Source organism: Granulicatella sp. 20925_1_45, from assembly GCF_041433555.1.
In the GTDB taxonomy this organism is placed as follows: Bacteria; Bacillota; Bacilli; order Lactobacillales; family Aerococcaceae; genus Granulicatella.
On record NZ_JAPWBR010000002.1, the window covers coordinates 108986 to 126381 of the forward strand.

At 37.8% G+C, this 17396-nt stretch carries 18 protein-coding genes; 11 read left to right on the forward strand and 7 right to left on the reverse strand.

All coding sequences use genetic code 11. The features are described 5' to 3' along the window. Positions 1-187: 187 nt before the first annotated feature. From O3798_RS01480 to O3798_RS01490, 3 genes are all read right to left on the reverse strand, one after another. Positions 188-1090, reverse strand: a complete 903-nt coding sequence (locus O3798_RS01480; protein ID WP_371446434.1) for a magnesium transporter CorA family protein — start codon at positions 1088-1090, stop codon at positions 188-190. 121 nt (positions 1091-1211) lie between these two features. Next, positions 1212-3482: a pneumococcal-type histidine triad protein gene (locus O3798_RS01485; protein WP_371462712.1), complete on the reverse strand. Its 2271-nt coding sequence runs from the start codon at positions 3480-3482 to the stop codon at positions 1212-1214. A 135-nt stretch (positions 3483-3617) separates the two neighbouring features. Next, entirely contained in the window at positions 3618-4658 is a 1041-nt protein-coding gene (locus tag O3798_RS01490) for a M42 family metallopeptidase (RefSeq protein WP_371446437.1), read from the reverse strand. Between the two features lie 166 nt (positions 4659-4824). Between O3798_RS01490 and O3798_RS01495 the strand changes: the two genes are divergently transcribed. The 11 genes from O3798_RS01495 to O3798_RS01545 all read left to right on the forward strand — a co-directional run bounded on the left by O3798_RS01495 (position 4825) and on the right by O3798_RS01545 (position 11798). Further along, the gene (locus O3798_RS01495; protein ID WP_371462714.1) at positions 4825-5265 is read left to right on the forward strand and encodes a DUF1307 domain-containing protein; all 441 of its coding nucleotides are present in this window, start codon (positions 4825-4827) and stop codon (positions 5263-5265) included. 99 nt (positions 5266-5364) lie between these two features. Beyond that, positions 5365-5808 carry a DUF1307 domain-containing protein gene (locus tag O3798_RS01500; protein WP_371462716.1) on the forward strand — a complete coding sequence of 148 codons (444 nt, stop codon included), beginning with the start codon at positions 5365-5367 and terminating at the stop codon, positions 5806-5808. Positions 5809-5886: 78 nt separating this feature from the next. Beyond that, positions 5887-6474, forward strand: coding sequence for a DUF1307 domain-containing protein (locus tag O3798_RS01505; RefSeq protein WP_371462718.1), 588 nt, complete (start codon positions 5887-5889; stop codon positions 6472-6474). A gap of 71 nt (positions 6475-6545) precedes the next feature. Beyond that, positions 6546-7091, forward strand: a complete 546-nt coding sequence (locus O3798_RS01510) for a DUF1307 domain-containing protein (RefSeq protein ID WP_371462720.1) — start codon at positions 6546-6548, stop codon at positions 7089-7091. Between the two features lie 29 nt (positions 7092-7120). Beyond that, positions 7121-7738, forward strand: coding sequence for a hypothetical protein (locus tag O3798_RS01515; RefSeq protein WP_371462722.1), 618 nt, complete (start codon positions 7121-7123; stop codon positions 7736-7738). 30 nt (positions 7739-7768) lie between these two features. Then, positions 7769-8743, forward strand: coding sequence for a DUF1307 domain-containing protein (locus O3798_RS01520; protein WP_371462724.1), 975 nt, complete (start codon positions 7769-7771; stop codon positions 8741-8743). Between the two features lie 30 nt (positions 8744-8773). Then, the gene (locus tag O3798_RS01525) at positions 8774-9382 is read left to right on the forward strand and encodes a hypothetical protein (RefSeq protein ID WP_371462725.1); all 609 of its coding nucleotides are present in this window, start codon (positions 8774-8776) and stop codon (positions 9380-9382) included. 69 nt (positions 9383-9451) lie between these two features. Further along, entirely contained in the window at positions 9452-9898 is a 447-nt protein-coding gene (locus O3798_RS01530; RefSeq protein ID WP_371462727.1) for a DUF1307 domain-containing protein, read from the forward strand. 26 nt (positions 9899-9924) lie between these two features. Continuing rightward, positions 9925-10527 (forward strand): DUF1307 domain-containing protein, encoded by a 603-nt coding sequence (locus O3798_RS01535; protein ID WP_371462729.1) that lies wholly within the window; start codon positions 9925-9927, stop codon positions 10525-10527. A 34-nt stretch (positions 10528-10561) separates the two neighbouring features. Next, a complete protein-coding gene (locus tag O3798_RS01540; protein ID WP_371462731.1) occupies positions 10562-11200 on the forward strand; it encodes a DUF1307 domain-containing protein in 639 nt (212 codons plus the stop codon). Positions 11201-11234: 34 nt separating this feature from the next. Continuing rightward, positions 11235-11798 (forward strand): DUF1307 domain-containing protein, encoded by a 564-nt coding sequence (locus tag O3798_RS01545; RefSeq protein WP_371462733.1) that lies wholly within the window; start codon positions 11235-11237, stop codon positions 11796-11798. Positions 11799-12728: 930 nt separating this feature from the next. Here O3798_RS01545 and pheT read toward each other — a convergent pair. From pheT to O3798_RS01565, 4 genes are all read right to left on the reverse strand, one after another. Further along, on the reverse strand, positions 12729-15149 hold the full coding sequence (gene pheT / locus O3798_RS01550) for a phenylalanine--tRNA ligase subunit beta (protein WP_371462735.1): 2421 nt from the start codon (positions 15147-15149) through the stop codon (positions 12729-12731). A 13-nt stretch (positions 15150-15162) separates the two neighbouring features. Further along, positions 15163-16218, reverse strand: a complete 1056-nt coding sequence (gene pheS / locus O3798_RS01555; protein ID WP_371462737.1) for a phenylalanine--tRNA ligase subunit alpha — start codon at positions 16216-16218, stop codon at positions 15163-15165. A 315-nt stretch (positions 16219-16533) separates the two neighbouring features. Further along, positions 16534-16815 (reverse strand): hypothetical protein, encoded by a 282-nt coding sequence (locus O3798_RS01560; RefSeq protein WP_371462739.1) that lies wholly within the window; start codon positions 16813-16815, stop codon positions 16534-16536. Between the two features lie 3 nt (positions 16816-16818). Further along, positions 16819-17361 carry an NUDIX domain-containing protein gene (locus tag O3798_RS01565; protein WP_371462741.1) on the reverse strand — a complete coding sequence of 181 codons (543 nt, stop codon included), beginning with the start codon at positions 17359-17361 and terminating at the stop codon, positions 16819-16821. Between the last annotated feature and the right edge of the window lie 35 nt (positions 17362-17396).

Here is a 17396-nt window from a genome sequence, read left to right on the forward strand (position 1 = left end):
TTAGGAATTTATTCCTTACTCCCTTTTTGAGGCTTTTTAGGCGCAAGACCAAGGCTTGCGCCGGTGCAACGTTACAGCTACAATAAACAAATCCGCAAGGATTCGTAGTAATCATATATCTGAGCACAGATAAAAACCTAGCACACACAAACAAACACCTTCCTATCAAGTAGGAAGGTGTTTTGGGTTAATCTTTCATAATGCGCTTGATAATCTGCGACACGCCTATCCAACCGAATGCGATAATCAAAAGAATGATCGCCCATCCGTGTCTAAACTCCGTAAATGGAATCTGCACATTCATCCCAAAGAATCCCGTCACAATATCCGGAATCGTCATTAAAATCGAGATGCCCGTTAAGAATTTCATCGTGTCGTTCAAGTTATTATTCAATACATTGTTATACGTGTTTGCGATTTGATGCAAGATTTGAAGATGTAACTCTGTCATCGCTACTAATTGATTCGCTTCGATGATGTTATCTTCCAACTGCTCTCTTTCAGAATCGTCGAGTTCCTTGAAGGCTTGTTGCGTCTTCAGTTGCTCTAATACTACCGCATTTTGCTTCGTCGCAGAAACTAAATACATCCCTTCAATCTCCAAGTCAGATAAACGGAACAAATTATCCTTTGTGGTTTTCTTTCGGAGCAATTTACTAATATTTTGTTGTTCTTTATTTAACTTTTCGATAACTGGGAAATAGTTTTCCGAAATCGCAAATAAGCTATGCAATAAGAAATTAAATACGCTCCAATGCATATTCTCTTCCAGCTCTTCACGAATTTGATCAATAATATATTCATTTTGCGCATTGGAAATCGTGACGATCTGATTTTGTCGTACGATAAACGTCAACGGAATCGTATCGTAATGATTTTCTTCGCGCGATAAGTTGAGGACATTATAAATGACCACCAAAGTCTTCGTTCGGCGATTATACTCCATATGCGCGCGTTCGTTTTTATCCAGCGCGTATTCAATCATCTCATCATCAATTTCATACGTATCGTAAATGGATGAATATTCACTGATTAAATCTGAATTAATGTTAATCCAAGTATTGTTTTCGCCAAAATGCATGACTGCCATTTAAATCCCTCCTTCAACTAGAATGCTGTATTAGTATACCATAAATACCGCTAAACCACCTATTCATAGGAAACAAAAACACGCAACTCTTCTTTTTCAAAGAGTTACGTGCTTAAAAGTTCTATTGTTCAACAGTTGTTGTTTCTACTGTTGTAGCGGCTTCTGTTGTAGCGGCTTCTGTTGTAGCCGTTGTTTCTTCTGTTGTCTCTACAGAAGCGGTCGTACTTTCTGTTGTTTCTGTTGTTTCTGTTGTTTCTGTTGTTTCTGTCGTTTCGCTTTGTGTCGTTGTTGTTTCTTCGGATGGTTTTTCCTCTGAAGGTTTTACATCTAGAATAGAGCTCTTCGGAGTGCTGTTATCTTTATCCGATTCATCTAGCGCCATTTCAGCGAAGTCTTTTGCTTCTTGAAAAATGCTTTGTTCTTCCTCAGAAGCTGGCGTTAAAATTTCTTTTAGATTCTTTCCGATTGTTGCATCGACTTTACCATCGGATTTCGCATGAGATTCCTTAATCGCTAATTTTGCACGATAAGACTCGATGATAAGTGATTCAACAGGTGTCGTCGCAAAGTTCAATCGTGAACCCATATAACGCTTAATTAAGCTTGCCACTTCTTCACGAAGCGTAGCAGGTAATTCTTGGTCTAAAACGTGTTGTGTTAAGAAGTATAAGTAACGCATTCCTTCAATACTAATACGGTCGTTGGCATCACGTAACGCTTGTACTAATGAACGAATCGCGTTCACTTGCTCTTCTGTATTGGATGCACGCGCTTTTGAAGCTAAGTCTTTTAACTCGTCAGCCGTTACGCCGTAGTCTTGTAAGTTCAACTCACCAACCATACGAACCGTTTCTTCGTGAGTCGCGTTCATCTTTTGTTCTTCAGGACTTACTTCTTCTGCAGCGACTGTCTCGTGATTAATCGTTTGCGCCTCGAAGCGTTCCAATCCTTTGACGAATCCTTCTGTTGAGTTCCCTTTTAATTGCACTTGTTCTTTATATTCGTTCAAGGCTACTAAAATACGGTTGAATGTCACTGGATCATCTTTGTATTTTTCACTGGCACGCGCTTTGACTTCATCGATTTTGGCAAAAACGTCATTCACATTCACATCTCCTGCCACAAATGGAGGCACAATGACTGGAAGTTTATTTTTCTCATAGGCTTCGATACCATCTTTGTTGACGATATTCATGGAGTGACTATGGTCACCGTGCGGAATATCGAAGCGTCCATTCACAATACGAATCGCTGTACGAGAAATCCCCATACGTCTTGCAATTAAATCAATCTCCTGAGAAAGTCTCACTTCTGCAGGAATCGATGGGTCAGAGTTTGGCACTTCAAAACGTTTCAATGGAATCACCCAAGGATGAATATGGTTCTTATCTTGCCCTTGTTCCATGTTTTGGAAGGCAAATACTTTTCCGACATACTCGCCTTTGTCATTTGTTACAGACTCGAACTTAATCGTATCTCGTTCTACGCCGTAAGCATAGACAATGTAGTCTAAATATTTTTGAATCTCTGGCGATTGTAATGTCCACCCCTCAGCTTGCGGTGTCGCAATATCTGTTGCAGGAGGTGTTACAGGTTGTGTGCTTGCTGTACTTGGACTTGATGGTGTCACAGTCCCGATTGTACTAGCGACTCCTGTGTGGTTGCCACCAGTCGACGGTCTTGAAGTTGGTTCATCGTCAAATGTATAAGAAGCACTACCATCTCCACAGTCTAATACATCGTGGAAATGGTCTCCATGTGGGATGCGTAATAATTTACACGTTCTCTTCTTGCCGTTTTCATCTTCTCTAGTCACGGTCTGAGCGTTTGCTAATTGTGAACGGTAAATAAAATGAAAGTGATCTCCATGGCGAACTACGAAGCCTAACTCATTTTCACTAACAATATCGTTTGGATTGAAGACGTAATTGTCTTCTACTTCTCTAGTCACTGTCTGTGCGTTTGCTAATTGTGAACGGTAAATAAAATGAAAGTGATCTCCGTGTCGAACAACGAAACCTAATTCATTTTCACTCACAATATCGTTTGGATTGAAGACATAATTGTCTTCTACTGTGCTCGTTGTCGCACCTGGTTTTTTCTGTTCGTAAATGGCATCTGCCGGTGGCGCACCATATACAAAGTGATAATGGTCTCCGTGTTTTTTCAAATACCCATTCTCGAAGACTTCTCCGACAATTGTCTTTGGTTTATTGTCTTTAATTTCTTTCGCTGCCTGTTCGTATTTTGCCATACGCTCGGCATCAATGGTTGTCTCCTCGGTTGTTGTGTCAGTCGATGCAGCTTGTTGCTGTGTTAATACGGCGCCTGACGCAAAAAGCAATCCAAGGGCTACTGCTCCTCCTAAAATCGCCTTTTCTTTTTTGTTCATAAATCTCCCACTTTCTAAATCGTAAGTTTTACGTTTTAGAGTATACTCTTTGATAGAACCCTTGTCAACAAAATTCTTCAAAAATTTTTCAAACCCAAAAAAAGCCTTCCCAAACACTGTTGGAAAGGCATCCTATTAAGCTTCTACTAATGAACTTAAAAGGTAAGCATCGACTAACTGTTGCGTTGCTTCAACCGAATCAAGATGCGTTCTTTCATAAGAGTGGCTTGATTCAATTCCCGCACCGAGTAAGGCGTGTTTCACTTCTGCTCCAGCACGCATTGCTGCTGAGGCGTCACTTCCATAATAAGGATAAATATCTAATTTAAATGGAATATTCTTCTCCTTACATAGAGATACAAGATGTTGACGGAAATCAAAGTTATAAGGCCCAGAACCATCTTTCACACAGACAGAAACGGTGTATTCGTCTGTTTGTTGGTCATCCCCCATCGCACCCATATCCACGGCTAAGAATTCGACTGCTTTTTCTGGGATGCTACTGTTAGCTCCCGTTCCAGTTTCTTCAATACAACTGAACATGAAGTGAGTCGTTACTGGCAACGTGATGCCTTCTGATTTGTATTTCTTTAATAAGGTTAATAAAATCGCTGCACTCACTTTATCATCTAAGAAACGGCTCTTGATGAATCCTGTTGGTGTGATGACAAAACGTGGATCAAAGGATACAAAGTCCCCTACTTCAATTCCTAATGCACGTGTTTCGGCTTCGTTTGTCACTTTCGCATCCAAACGAACTTCCATATTATCTTGGCTACGCTCCACCGTTCCCGCTTCACGATATACGTGTACGCTTGTTTGATGTAATAAAATTGTTCCAGAAACAGTGGTTCCATTGCTAGCAACGTGAACTGTACAGTTTTCTCCTTCTATCATATTCCAAGCAAATCCACCAATACGGTCAAGTTTTAAGCGTCCATCTGGTTTTACTGCACGAACAATCGCACCAAGTGTATCAATATGTGCCGTTACCACACGTTGTTGCATATCTATTACTCCAGGTATTGTTACAACCACTAATCCTTTTGCTGTACGTGTTGGCTCATATCCCATATCTTTTAAGACATCGATTAAATAGTCTTGCACATCTTTGGTATAGCCAGTTGGTGACGGAATTGCCACAAGTTCTTTCAAGAATTTTACAGTTTGATTCATACTTTTTCCTCCATTTCACTGTAAGATTAGTATAGCACATTTCAAGTAAATTCAAACCGTTAGCAATTGTCAACCTTCATTGGCACCCATTTTTGTAAAAAGGCTTGCATATTAGAATTATTAGATTTATAATATATGTATATTACAACTTGAAAGGATGTATTTCATGAAAAAAGCAATGAAATTATTCGCTGTGTTATTTACAGCATTATTCGTACTATTAGGATGTGCGAAAGAAGAAACTGCTACATTCGAACTAAAGCGAGAAGGTGTTGTTTCTACTTTAGTTTATTACTATAAAGGAGACGTTGTTACTAAACAAACAGCAAAATCTGAAATTGATTTAAAAAAACTTCCAATTTCAGAAGAAGAAGCACTTAAAAAATTCCAAGAAAACACTGATTTGTACAACTCAGTTAAAGGTGTAACTGCTACTCAAGAAGTTAAAGATGGCATTGTTACTCAATTTGTGACTGTAGACTACACTGTTGCTAAACTTTCTGATTTAAAGAAAGCCATCCCAAGTGATTTTGCTGGTCAAGGTGATAAAGTAAGCTTTAAAGCTTCTAAAGAAGCACTAATCAAAGCTGGCTATACTGAAAAGTAATAATTAAATAAGCAAGACCGGTAAAGAGCTCTCTCTTGCCGGTTTTATGATACATAACAAAAAGTTATGAATATATTACAAACCAAAAGGATGAAGTACATGAAAAAAGCAATGAAATTATTCGCTGTGTTATTTACAGCATTATTCGTACTATTAGGATGTGCGAAAGAAGAAACTGCAACATTCGAACTTAAGGATGAAATGCAGACTTCAACATTAACTTATTACTATAAGGGAGACGTCGTAACAAAGCAAACTGCTGAAAGTAAATACATTATCTCTGAATTACCAATCTCTGAAGACGAAGCAATGGCAGAGCTTAAAGAACAAAATGATCAATACACTACTCTCAAAGGGATCACTGCTAGTCTAGAATCAAAAGACGGAATTATTACTCAAACTGTAACGATTGACTATTCCGTTGCTAAAGTGGAAGATTTGAAAAAAGCTTTCCCAGATGAATTCTCTGGAGAAGGTAATGTGGTAAGTTTCAAAGCTTCTAAAGAATTGATTGAACAAGCTGGATATAAAGAAAAGAAATAATTAAATAAGTAAGTAAGACCGGTAAAGAGCTCTCTCATACCGGTTTTACGATACATAACAAAAAGTGAGGTAAAAATCATGAACAAAACAACAAAAGCATTCGCACTTCTATTCACAGCTGGTCTAGTATTAGCAGGTTGTGGACAAAAGCAAGACTCAACTACTACTACTCAAGCTCAAACAACAGCTACACCAACAACAGCTGCGCCTACAACGGCTGCTCCAACGACAGCCACTCCAACAACTGTTGCTCAAGCAAAAACAGAAATGCCGGCTGGTGCTCAAAAAACAGTTTTTGAAGCTAGCGCTAAGGGTGGTGCAGAAACAATGACTGTGTATTATAAAGATGATGTCATATTGAAACAAGAAACAGTAGAAGTTTATACTCTTTCACAACTAGAGGTGGAAAACGCTCTTGAAAAACTTCAAAATAATGCTACCAGAACAAAAGAAGCACTTAAAGACTTTATCGGAAAAGGGTTTGAATATAATACAGAACACAAAGGTGATATTTTCACGATTACATATTCATTCGATTACACTAAAATCGATTTGGATAAATTAAAAGAAAAGATTCCTGGATTAAATCTACGTGATGATAAAACTCTAAGCTACTCTGAATTTAAAGAGGGTCTCCTTAATGGTGGCTATAAAGAAAAACAATAGTAAAATTCTAAATTCAATAGGGAGAAGAGGGACCTCTTCTCCCCTTTTTTCAAAAATGAAGGAGACTCTGCATGAAGAACACAGTGAAAGTATCTGCACTCCTCTTTACCAGTGCATTCCTCTTAGGTGCGTGTGGACAAGAGAAAAAAGAAGAAACTACGGTTGCTATGACGCAAGCAACGACAGTTACTCCAACGACAGCTACTCCAACAACTGTTTATAGCTTAGAAGGTGCTCAAAAAGCAGTTTTTGAAATTAGTGATCGAGTTGGTACAATAACAATGACATTTTATTATAAAGATGATGTCTTATTAAAACAAGAATCTGTAGAGAATTATAAACTGACAAAAATTGATGCAGATAATCCTCTTGAATTACTTAAAAATTCTTCTGCGGAAGACGAACAAAAATACAAAGATCTTATCGGTAAAGGTTTTGAGTATAAATCATCACACAATGATGATATTTTCACTGTTACTTATTCATTCGATTACACTAAAACCGATATGAAAAAACTCAAAGAAATTGAGCCAAATTTACGACTAACTGATGACAATACGGTTAGTTACTCTGAGTTTAGAGATAAACTTCTCAAGGCTGGTTATGTAGAAAAATAATAATATGATTTCAAAATAAGGAGTTTATTATGAACAAACTGACAAAAGTATCCGCACTCCTCTTTACAAGTGCACTACTCCTAGCCGCTTGTGGTCAAAGTCAAAAAGAAGAAACAACGATTGCTACGACTCAAGCCCCCACAACTCAGGCAACCACGCAAGCGACAACGACTACACCAGCAACAACGACTGCCCTATCGCAAACTACTCAGGGTACACAATCGGATGCTAAAGATGGCCAAGTCGCATTTGAAAAAATTAATGGAAACAACATCACGAAAGTCAAGATTACCTTTAAAGATGGCTTGATTCAAAAAATAACTACCGATTCCATTATCGATTTTGACATATCAGGTTTACCAGAAACTTCTAGAGAAGCTTTCAAACAGGCGTTGCAAACACAAAAGCAAAATATGGAACAAAGCTATAATCAACTCAAAGATCAAATTCAAGAAGTCACTGGCCTAAAAATTGATTTTCGTATGGAAGGAACTAAATACATCCAATCATATGAAGTAGACTATTCAAATGTAGACTTTGACAAGCTGCAAGAAATTGATCCAGATTTTACATCTAAGGAAGAGGCAACGAATTACGAGCAAATCATACAATCTCTACTCGATGCCGGATTTACAAGAGTTAACTAATCATAAACTTATAGAAAGGAATTCTATAAAATGAATATAAAAGTAAAACAACTAACGCTTTTAGCAACTGCAGGTTTCTTACTAGCCGCTTGTGGACAAGGTAAAAAAGAAGAAACTACAGTTGCGACAACAACTCAAGAAACGATAGCTACTCCAACAACTGTTTATAGCTTAGAAGATGCTCAAAAAGCAGTTTTTGAAACTGTTAGTGTCAGTGGTAAAGACACTGTGACATTGTATTATAAAGATGATGTCTTATTGAAACAAGAAGTAGTAACCCAATTTATTGTTTCAAAAATGGAAGAGAAAAACCCTCTTGAATTGCTTAAAAAAACTGCTCAAAAAACACAAGAAAAAATGAAAGATTTTATTGGTAAAGGAGTTGAAATAAAAACAGATTACAAAGATGATGTTTTCACGTTTGCTTATTCATTCGATTACACAAAATTGGATATGCAAAAATTAAAAGAATCTATATCAAATTTGAATCTTCGTGATGATAATACTATTAGCTACTCTGAATACAAAGACTCCCTCGTTCAACAAGGCTATAAAGAAAAACAAACAACTGCTGCCAAGGAGAATGCTACACAAACTGTACAAGCTCCAGAAGGTCAAGAGGTCGCAGTTTTTAGAGCTACATTGGGTCCAGAGGTTACGGAATACATCGTTTATCATAAAGGCGATACTATCACAAAAGTAGTCTTAAAAACACACAGAAACTTCGAAAAGTTTGGCAATGCAAAGGACACACTCCTAAAACAAGAAAAACTTTTTACTGAAGAGGATGTTAAGGAGCGTAAAGAAATATATCGTTCTGTAGACGGCGTTTCTATTTCATATGAAGTTAATGGATACACTGTTACAACGATTGAAGAATTTGATTATACAAAGATTGATTTCGCAAAACTAAAAGAGATTGATCCTAAAAGCCAACTTTTTACTAGTTTCAGTGAAATGAAATCCGATTTCGAAAATCAAGCCATTTTTGAACAAGTTCAATAAAATTTTTAAAAGCGGAAAGGACGTAGCTCTATGAATACAAAAATCAAACAACTAACGCTTTTAGCCTCTGCAGGTTTGTTACTTGCTGCATGTGGACAAAGTAAAAAAGAAGAAACAACAACTGTAGCTACTACTCAAGCTCCAACGACACAAGTAACAACTACAGCACAAGCAACTACCACTGCTCCAACACAATCAACAAAAGCAGCGCAATCAGATGCGAACGAAGTTAAAACTGTATACGAGCTGGTGAATACAAACGTTACAACAAAATTAACGCTTTACTCAAAAGGTAATGTTATTGAAAGAACGATTACAGAAGTTATCACAGATTTTAGTGTTGATAATGTTCCAGAAGCTTCAAGAGAAGCCGTTAAACAAAGTTACGAGATTCAAAAATCTGTTTTAGAACAAACTTATGGTGACTTAAAAAATAAAATTACAGAGCTTAAAGGATTTAAGTTTGATTCTAAAAAAGAAGGCGATAAGTACATCCAAACTTATGAAACTGACTACACCATTGTCGATCGTGAGAAATTGAAATCAGCATATCCACCAGTAGTTTCTTTTGACGATCCTACAAACTTAGCTAAAGTAAAAGAAAACCTCGTTCAAATGGGATTCAAAGAAGTTCAATAATGCAACCTAAAAGCAGAGCCCACTTGATGTGCTCTGCTTTTTTCTTTAAATGGAGGTAAATAAGATCTTATGAATAAATCGATCAAAGCATTCGCATTACTGTTGACTACTCTCTTCTTCCTTTTCGGTTGCGGAGGGACCCAGTCTTCAAGCTATATTCTAAAAAATGAAATGGCACAAACCACCACTACGGTAGAACATAAAGGCGATACCGTAACGAAAATTACCATTTTAAACGAATGGGATCTTAAAGCAATGGGGCCAGATTTTCCAAAACAAAGTGCTCAAGCCTTAGCACAAGCCACTCTAAGTTTATATACAAACTTACCTGGCGTCACTTCTAGCATGTCTTCAACAGATGAGAAAATCACTTTTGAAATTACGATCGATATGGAAAAGGTCGATTTAGCAAAACTGAAAGAACGATTCCCTAACGAATTCTCTATCGAAGGCAATAAGCTAAGTTTCAAACAATTCGAAAAAACCTTATTCGATGCTGGATATACGGCTAAATAACTCATTAGAAAGGTGCATAAAACAAAATGAAAACTCTTAAAACATCACTCGTATTACTCTCTTCAATTTTTGTACTTGCGGCATGCGGACAAAAAGCTTCAGGTGGTAGTGCTACAGAGACAACACAAGCAGCTCAAGCAACTACCACTGCTCCAACAACACAAGCCAATAATAAACCATCAGAAAATCAATCGTCTGATAACAAACAAAGTAATGCAAACTCTAACCAACAAAGTAACAGCGCCATTCCAAAAGATGGTGAAGCTGTTTATAAAAGAGTGAAAAATGGACGCACAACAACCATAAAATATTATTTCAAAGACGATATCGTTTACCTTCAAGAAGCAGTATATGCTTATAATCCTCAAACTTTGGGGAAATCTGAGGAAGAAACTCAACAAATCGTCAAAAAAAGGCACGCCATCTACGACGGAGTGAAAGGAATAGAATCCAATATTCAACGTAGAGACGGAATTTATTACCTTACTATTAATGTTGATTATAATAATGTCGATTGGAAAGAGCTTCATAAACGTGCTCCTGAAACACATCCAGATGATAATCCACCAGTTTTAAAATATAGTGATGTCGTTTCAAAACTACTTGAAAATGGTTATATTAAGCAATAAAATGTAAGAAGTTTTAAGAAAGGATTCTATCAAAATGAATAAACACTTGAAAATATCAGTTGCATTACTCTCATCAGTTTTTGTACTTGCGGCATGCGGACAAAATAACTCAGCGCAGACTACACAAGCAGCGCAAGAAACAACACAAGCGAATAATAAACAATCAAAACTGAACCCGGCTAACAATCAACAGAGCCAAGAAAAAGCAGCAGACAATCAACAAAATAAAGAAAAAGCGACTAATAATCAACAAAACAAGAAAAAGTCGAACGCACAAAATAGCAGCAACCTTCCAAAAGACGGTGAAGCTGTTTATAAACTAGAAGATAATGGTAGTACTACAACCTTAAAATATTATTTCAAAGACGATATCGTTTATCTACAAGATGCAGTATATGCGTTTAACTCTAAAGAAATGGGTAAAACCGAAGAAGAAATACAAAAACTTCTCAAAAAAAGACACTCTATCTACGACGGAGTGAAAGGAATTGAATCCACTATTGCACGAAAAGATGGAATTTACTACCACACACTCAAAATTGATTACAACAATATCGACTGGAAGGAGCTTCATAAACGCGCTCCTAAAACATTCACCGATGAGAATCCAACTGCTTTAAAATATAGTGAGGCTGTTCCAAAATTACTTGAAGACGGTTACGTTAAACAATAAAATATAAGGAGTTTTAAGAAAGGTTTATAACAAAATGAATAAACACTTGAAAATATTAATCGCATTACTCTCATCAATTTTTGCTCTTGCGGCTTGCGGACAAAACAATTCAGCAGGGACAACTGCGGAAACTACACAAACAGCCCAAGAAACTACGACTGCTCCAACAACACAAGTAGCGTCCAATAAACAAAATACAACAGAAGCTCTGCCAAAAGACGGTGTACAAAGATTCAAGCGTATAGATAAAGGTGGATCAACATTTCTTATCTACTACTTCAAGGATGACATCGTCTATAAACAGATGGGTATTTACTTTTATAACCCTAAAGGATTAGGCAAATCTGAAGAAGAGGTTGTTCAACTTCTGAACAAAAGTCAAGAGCTTTATAAGGATGTAACTGGAATAAAGTCTACCGTTGAGAAGAAAGATGGAGAATACATTCAAACCGTAATATATAATTACCAAACTATGGACTGGAAAGAGTTACATCGACGCGATCCGAATCAATTTCCTGCGACCAAACCAAAACCAGTGAAAATTAGTGAAGCTGCAGCTAAATTACAAGAAAAAGGTTATGTTGAATATACAGAATAAACTCAACCAAATAAACAGCACCAAAGACACTCCTTAGTCGTCCTTGGTGCTGTTTTCTTGTTTTAAATTTAAGATGTAACAAAAATATGACGTAACATTTTTGTTACATCTTCTTTTGTATCATTTATGATACGTATCATAAATGATACGTGATTATCAAATATGGTAATTATCATATATGATAATTTCATCGTCTCTCCTTCTCTAGCGAGCGCAGAAGAAGTATTAGCACTTTATAAACTAGCACAATAAAAAAAGTACGAAGATTATCCATCTTATGTATAAAAACAAAGATTACCTCGGTTTCTATAATAACAACAATAGCGTGTGTAATCGATGCGAATTACGGATGCTAGAAATTTATTTCTTAGCATCCGTTTGAGGCTTGATAGGAACTGAGACGTAAGGCTCTTCGCTTTCTATTTAGCGAGCGTAGAACAACTTTAGTGCTTTTAATAATCTAACTGACCAAAGTTCAAGGATTACAAAAAAGAATCAGTTTATTGAAAGAATAGTGGGAGTAGCATTGAAATGAATAAGAGGGAGTAAGGATTTTAATCCCTACTCCCTCTTTGAGGCTTCAAAGGCGAGAGACATCGGCTCGAGCCGGTGTCCTTTGTTCTTCTTATTTTACGAGCGCAGAAGAAGTATTAGCACTTAATAAACTAATACAATAAAAAGTACGAAGATTATCTATCTTATGTATAAAAACAAAGATTACCTCGGTTTCTATAATAACAACAATAGCAACTAGTAACCGATGCGAATTAGATTCTCTTGAAAATTTATTTTCTAGAGAATCTTTAAGGCTCGGTAGGATTGAGACCTTGGCTCAATCTGGTACAGCTATTGTCGTTATTATGAAGATAACCGAAGGTAATCTAATTTTTTTATAGTACTACATAAAATAATCTTCGTACTTACTTTATTTTATCGAATAGATACATTTTCTAAAGCAACTAATGCTTCTTCTACGCAAGTCATGGCGGACTTAATAACATCCTCCTCCAACGTCGCATTGCGGTTCACAAACAATAATGAATACGCTAATGATTGGAATCCTTCTGGCACGTGTTCCCCTTTATAAACGTCGAATAACGTTACTTTCGATAAGAACTCACCCGCATTTGCACGGATGACATCTACTAACTCAGCATGTGTTAATGAAATTGGTGCTAAGATTGCGATATCGCGCGTCATGCTTGGATATTTCGCAACAGATTGAATTACTGCTTCTTGTAAGTTCGCTTCAAGTAATGGTTCCACATCTAACTCGAAGACGAATGTGTCTTGTAAGTCTAATGCTTTTTGAACCGTTGGATGAACTTTACCAATTAAACCAATCGCTTCGCCGTCTAAAAGAATGCGCGCTGTTTGTCCTGGGTGTAAATCTTCAATGTCTGTTAAAGGCTCGAAGCGTACACGGTCTAAGCAGTCAAGTTGTGCGAAGTACTCTTCTAGAATTCCTTTTACCACATAGAAATCAACTTTCTCTGCTTTATGGTTCCAGTTCGCACTTGTCACATCTCCAGTTAAAATACCTGCAATGACTTCGTTCTCAATGAAATCTTCATTGCCAGCAGCACCTAGTTTGAATACACGGCCTACTTCGAATAATTTCACGTTGTTTTGTGAACGAGCTACATTGTATTGAACGGCTTCTAATAAACTTGGTAATAGTGATTGACGTAATTCGCTACGATCTTCACTCATTGGCCAGCTTAAACGCACGCTTGTTGCATCTTTCTTCGTAAACCATTTTGCTTTCTCTGGAGTTGTTAATGCGTAAGTGTACGCTTGTGAAAGTCCAGCCCCTTGCATGAATTGACGAGTGTAACGGATGAAGCGTTGTTTATCTGTTAAGCCACCCACTGTACTTTCAGTTGTTGGTAATGTTGCAGGAATCTTATCGTATCCGTAAATACGACCCACTTCTTCTACTAAGTCTGCTTCGATAGAAATATCAAATCTCCATGCAGGGATTGTCACGTCGAAACGTGTTCCTTCTACAGTTGTTGGATATTCTAATTGCGCAAATACTTGTTTCACTTCATCTAGAGTTAAGCTTGTTCCTAAAACGTGATTTAAGCGTTCTAGAGTGATGCTTACAACTGGTAATTCTAAATCATAGCTTTGTGCAGAAGCAAAGGCCTCTTTCACTGTTCCGCCACCAAGCTCAGCAATCAATGCTGCAGCGCGTTTTCCGGCTTGAACGATGGTTGCTTTGTTAATGCCTTTTTCAAAACGAGCACTTGATTCGCTACGTAAGTTATGTTTTTGTGACGCTAGACGAACCGCTTTAGGATCGAATAGGGCTGCTTCTAATAAGACTGTAGTTGTTTCGTCTGAGATTTCAGTGTCTAATCCACCCATTACCCCAGCTAATGCGACTGGTTTGCCGCCTGAAGTAATCACGATTTCGTTTTCTAGTGTACGTTCTTCCCCATCTAAAGTCACTAATGTCTCGTCTTCTGTTGCGCGACGAACATGGATTGCTTTTTCAGGTAATTTATCGTAGTCAAATGCATGAAGCGGTTGCCCGTACTCCATCAAGATGTAGTTTGTTACGTCTACTAAATTATTGATTGGACGGACACCAGCTGCGATTAAACGGTTTTGCAACCATTGTGGACTTGGAGCCACTTTAACGCCTTCGATTAAAAATGCGTGGTATGCAGGAGTATCTGCTTCGTTTTCTACAGAAACTGTAACAACGCCTGGAATTTCAGAAGACGTTCCTTTTTCGAATGCATCAGGTTCTAAAGTGTTCTTCAAGTTGTAAATCGCACCGATTTCGTGAACAGAACCGCGCATGCTTAACGCGTCAGAACGGTTTGCAGTGATATCGAGTTCCACAATCGCTGAATCAAGCGCTAAGGCATGAATGGCGTCGCTTCCAACTTCAATGCTGTCATCTGTGAAGACGTAAATTCCATCTTCGTATTCTTTTGGAACTAAGTTACTTGGCACACCGATTTCTTGTAAGGAACAAATCATCCCTTGAGATTCTACGCCACGTAATTTTCCACGTTTAATTTTATGACCACCAGCAATGCGTGAACCGTGAGTCGCCACGATAATCTTTTGGCCTGCTGCAATGTTTGGAGCGCCACACACGATTTGAAGTGGCTCGTCAGCTCCTACGTCTACTGTGACAACGTGTAAGTGGTCTGAGTCTGGATGGTCAACGACTTGCGTTGCTAAACCAACCATTAGTCCTTTTAAGCCTTCGCCTGGAACCGTTACGCTATCGACTTCGATCCCTGTACGAGACATTTTTTCTCCTAATTCTTGAGGAGTGATTTGTGATAAATCAATATATTCATTTAACCATTCGTATGATAATTTCATGTTCTTCCTCCTCTTATGATTCTTTCGTAAATTGGCTTAAGAAACGCACATCGTTTGTATACAATGAACGAATATCATCAATTCCATATTTCAACATTGCAATACGGTCTTGACCTAACCCGAAGGCAAATCCACCGTAGACAGTTGAATCCACACCGGCAGCTTCAAGGACGTTTGGATGTACCATCCCACTACCTAACACTTCAATCCAACCTGTTCCTTTACATACAGAACAGCCTTCGCCACCACATTTGAAGCAGCTAATATCCACTTCTAGAGATGGTTCAGTGAATGGGAAGTAACTTGGACGAAGACGCACTTCACGCTCTTCCCCGAACATTTCTTTGGCAAATGCCGAAAGAGTTCCTTTTAAGTCTGACATCGTAATATGTTTATCGATAACAAGACCTTCGATTTGATAGAACTGATGTGAGTGAGTCGCATCATCGTTATCACGACGGAATACACGACCCGGACTTAACATCTTCAATGGACCTTTTGTAAAGTCATGTTTTTCCATTGTACGAGCTTGTACTGGAGAAGTTTGTGTACGAAGTAAGTACTCAGGAGTGATGTAAAATGTATCTTGCATATCACGCGCTGGGTGATCTTTTGGCAAGTTCATCATCTCGAAGTTATAGTGGTCTGATTCCACTTCTGGGCCTTCTACCACTTGATATCCAAGGCCGATGAAGAAATCTTCTACTTGGTCTTGAACGTGCGCTAATACGTGCGCAGTTCCACGTTCCATTGGACGTCCTGGCATTGTGACGTCGATGGTTTCAGATTGTAACGCTTCTTCTAATGCTTTTGCTTCAAGCACTTCTTTAACAGAAGCGATTTTTTCTTCTAATACAGAACGTAATTCATTGGCAAGAGCCCCCACTTTTGGTTTCTCTTCGTTGGCTAAATTTTTAATGTTTTTAAGAACTTCTGTGATTGGTCCTTTTTTCCCTAATTGTTGTACACGAATTTGATCAAGCTCTTTAAGGTTTGTTACTTCTTCTAATGAAGCAAGCACATCTTTACGAATCGCATCAAACTGTACTTTCATTTCTTCTAAATTCATTGTATTCCTCCTTATAAAAATAAAAATCCCTTATAGCCAATAGACTATAAGGGACGAAATTTCGCGGTACCACCCTTGTTCCTTGAGACTTGCTCAAGACACTTGGACGCTGTTAACGGGGGCGACCCGAACCATTATTCATCAGTGAATCCCAATGGTCACTCCGGAAGTGAAAAGTTTGAAACGTTACTTGGAAGACTTGCAGTCAGGATCTTCCTCCCTGAAAAGCTTTGTTAAAAACCCTTTTCCATCAATGTGTTTTCTATATATGCCTTATCCTATCATAATGATGTGAAAATGAAAAGGAAAATTATTCTAAAAGAACATTTGAATCGCAAGAATGATAATTAAAAGAACTACTACTGAAACAAGCCATACGTTTAGAAAATGATTGTACTTTTTTAGTCCTGATTTTGGAGTACGGTGTACTTGTACACTTTCTTCCTCATGTTCAGACTGAAACTCTTCTTCTCTTTCATAAGAGCGTCCACGACTGTCTCTTCGCTCTTGTCTAGTTTCTAGTTCTTCTAACTCTCGATTCTGTTTTTCTAATTGTTCTTTATACGATTTTCTCGTTAATAAAGGTTCATTTGGCATTGATTATTCTCCTTTATGCATCCAAGCATACTGTGCTGCAATAATCGTCTTCGCATCCGCAATTTCGCCGGCTTCGATTTTTTGCATCACTTCTTCTAGTGGCATCCATAAGATTTCAACAAATTCATCTTCATCTGCAGGTTTTGCATCTTCCTTGACCGTTACATTTTTTGCTTGGAATAATGTGATTTTCTCGTCGCAGAATCCAGGTGTTGAGACCATTTCCATCATCTTCACCCATTCACTTGCAACAAGATTTGTTTCTTCTTCTAATTCACGTTTTGCGGCTTCTAGAGGCACTTCTTCCTTCGAGTCTAATTTTCCCGCTGGAATTTCTAAGAAATGCATTTCTAATGGTTTTCTATATTGACGTACGAGTAACATCTTTCCGTCACGAATGACAAGCACTGCTACTGCTCCTGTATGGAACACGAGGTCTCGCGTAGAAGTTTTCCCATTTGGTAGTTCTACGATATCTTGTGTCACTGTAAAAATACGTCCTGAATATTTAATATCTCGTTGAATGGTTTTTTCTGTAAAGTCCATAATTTCGCCTCCATTTTGCTTTATTATAATTGGTT

Bases quoted from the DNA above. Each gene is read 5' to 3' on its own strand.
- O3798_RS01540 (WP_371462731.1), top strand. From the start codon at position 10,562: ATGAATAAACACTTGAAAATATCAGTTGCATTACTCTCATCAGTTTTT.
- O3798_RS01510 (WP_371462720.1), top strand. From the start codon at position 6,546: ATGAAGAACACAGTGAAAGTATCTGCACTCCTCTTTACCAGTGCATTC.
- O3798_RS01535 (WP_371462729.1), top strand. From the start codon at position 9,925: ATGAAAACTCTTAAAACATCACTCGTATTACTCTCTTCAATTTTTGTA.
- O3798_RS01515 (WP_371462722.1), top strand. From the start codon at position 7,121: ATGAACAAACTGACAAAAGTATCCGCACTCCTCTTTACAAGTGCACTA.
- O3798_RS01520 (WP_371462724.1), top strand. From the start codon at position 7,769: ATGAATATAAAAGTAAAACAACTAACGCTTTTAGCAACTGCAGGTTTC.
- pheT (WP_371462735.1), bottom strand. From the start codon at position 15,149: ATGAAATTATCATACGAATGGTTAAATGAATATATTGATTTATCACAA.
- O3798_RS01565 (WP_371462741.1), bottom strand. From the start codon at position 17,361: ATGGACTTTACAGAAAAAACCATTCAACGAGATATTAAATATTCAGGA.
- O3798_RS01560 (WP_371462739.1), bottom strand. From the start codon at position 16,815: ATGCCAAATGAACCTTTATTAACGAGAAAATCGTATAAAGAACAATTA.
- O3798_RS01485 (WP_371462712.1), bottom strand. From the start codon at position 3,482: ATGAACAAAAAAGAAAAGGCGATTTTAGGAGGAGCAGTAGCCCTTGGA.
- O3798_RS01530 (WP_371462727.1), top strand. From the start codon at position 9,452: ATGAATAAATCGATCAAAGCATTCGCATTACTGTTGACTACTCTCTTC.
- pheS (WP_371462737.1), bottom strand. From the start codon at position 16,218: ATGAATTTAGAAGAAATGAAAGTACAGTTTGATGCGATTCGTAAAGAT.
- O3798_RS01505 (WP_371462718.1), top strand. From the start codon at position 5,887: ATGAACAAAACAACAAAAGCATTCGCACTTCTATTCACAGCTGGTCTA.
- O3798_RS01495 (WP_371462714.1), top strand. From the start codon at position 4,825: ATGAAAAAAGCAATGAAATTATTCGCTGTGTTATTTACAGCATTATTC.
- O3798_RS01525 (WP_371462725.1), top strand. From the start codon at position 8,774: ATGAATACAAAAATCAAACAACTAACGCTTTTAGCCTCTGCAGGTTTG.
- O3798_RS01500 (WP_371462716.1), top strand. From the start codon at position 5,365: ATGAAAAAAGCAATGAAATTATTCGCTGTGTTATTTACAGCATTATTC.
- O3798_RS01490 (WP_371446437.1), bottom strand. From the start codon at position 4,658: ATGAATCAAACTGTAAAATTCTTGAAAGAACTTGTGGCAATTCCGTCA.
- O3798_RS01545 (WP_371462733.1), top strand. From the start codon at position 11,235: ATGAATAAACACTTGAAAATATTAATCGCATTACTCTCATCAATTTTT.
- O3798_RS01480 (WP_371446434.1), bottom strand. From the start codon at position 1,090: ATGGCAGTCATGCATTTTGGCGAAAACAATACTTGGATTAACATTAAT.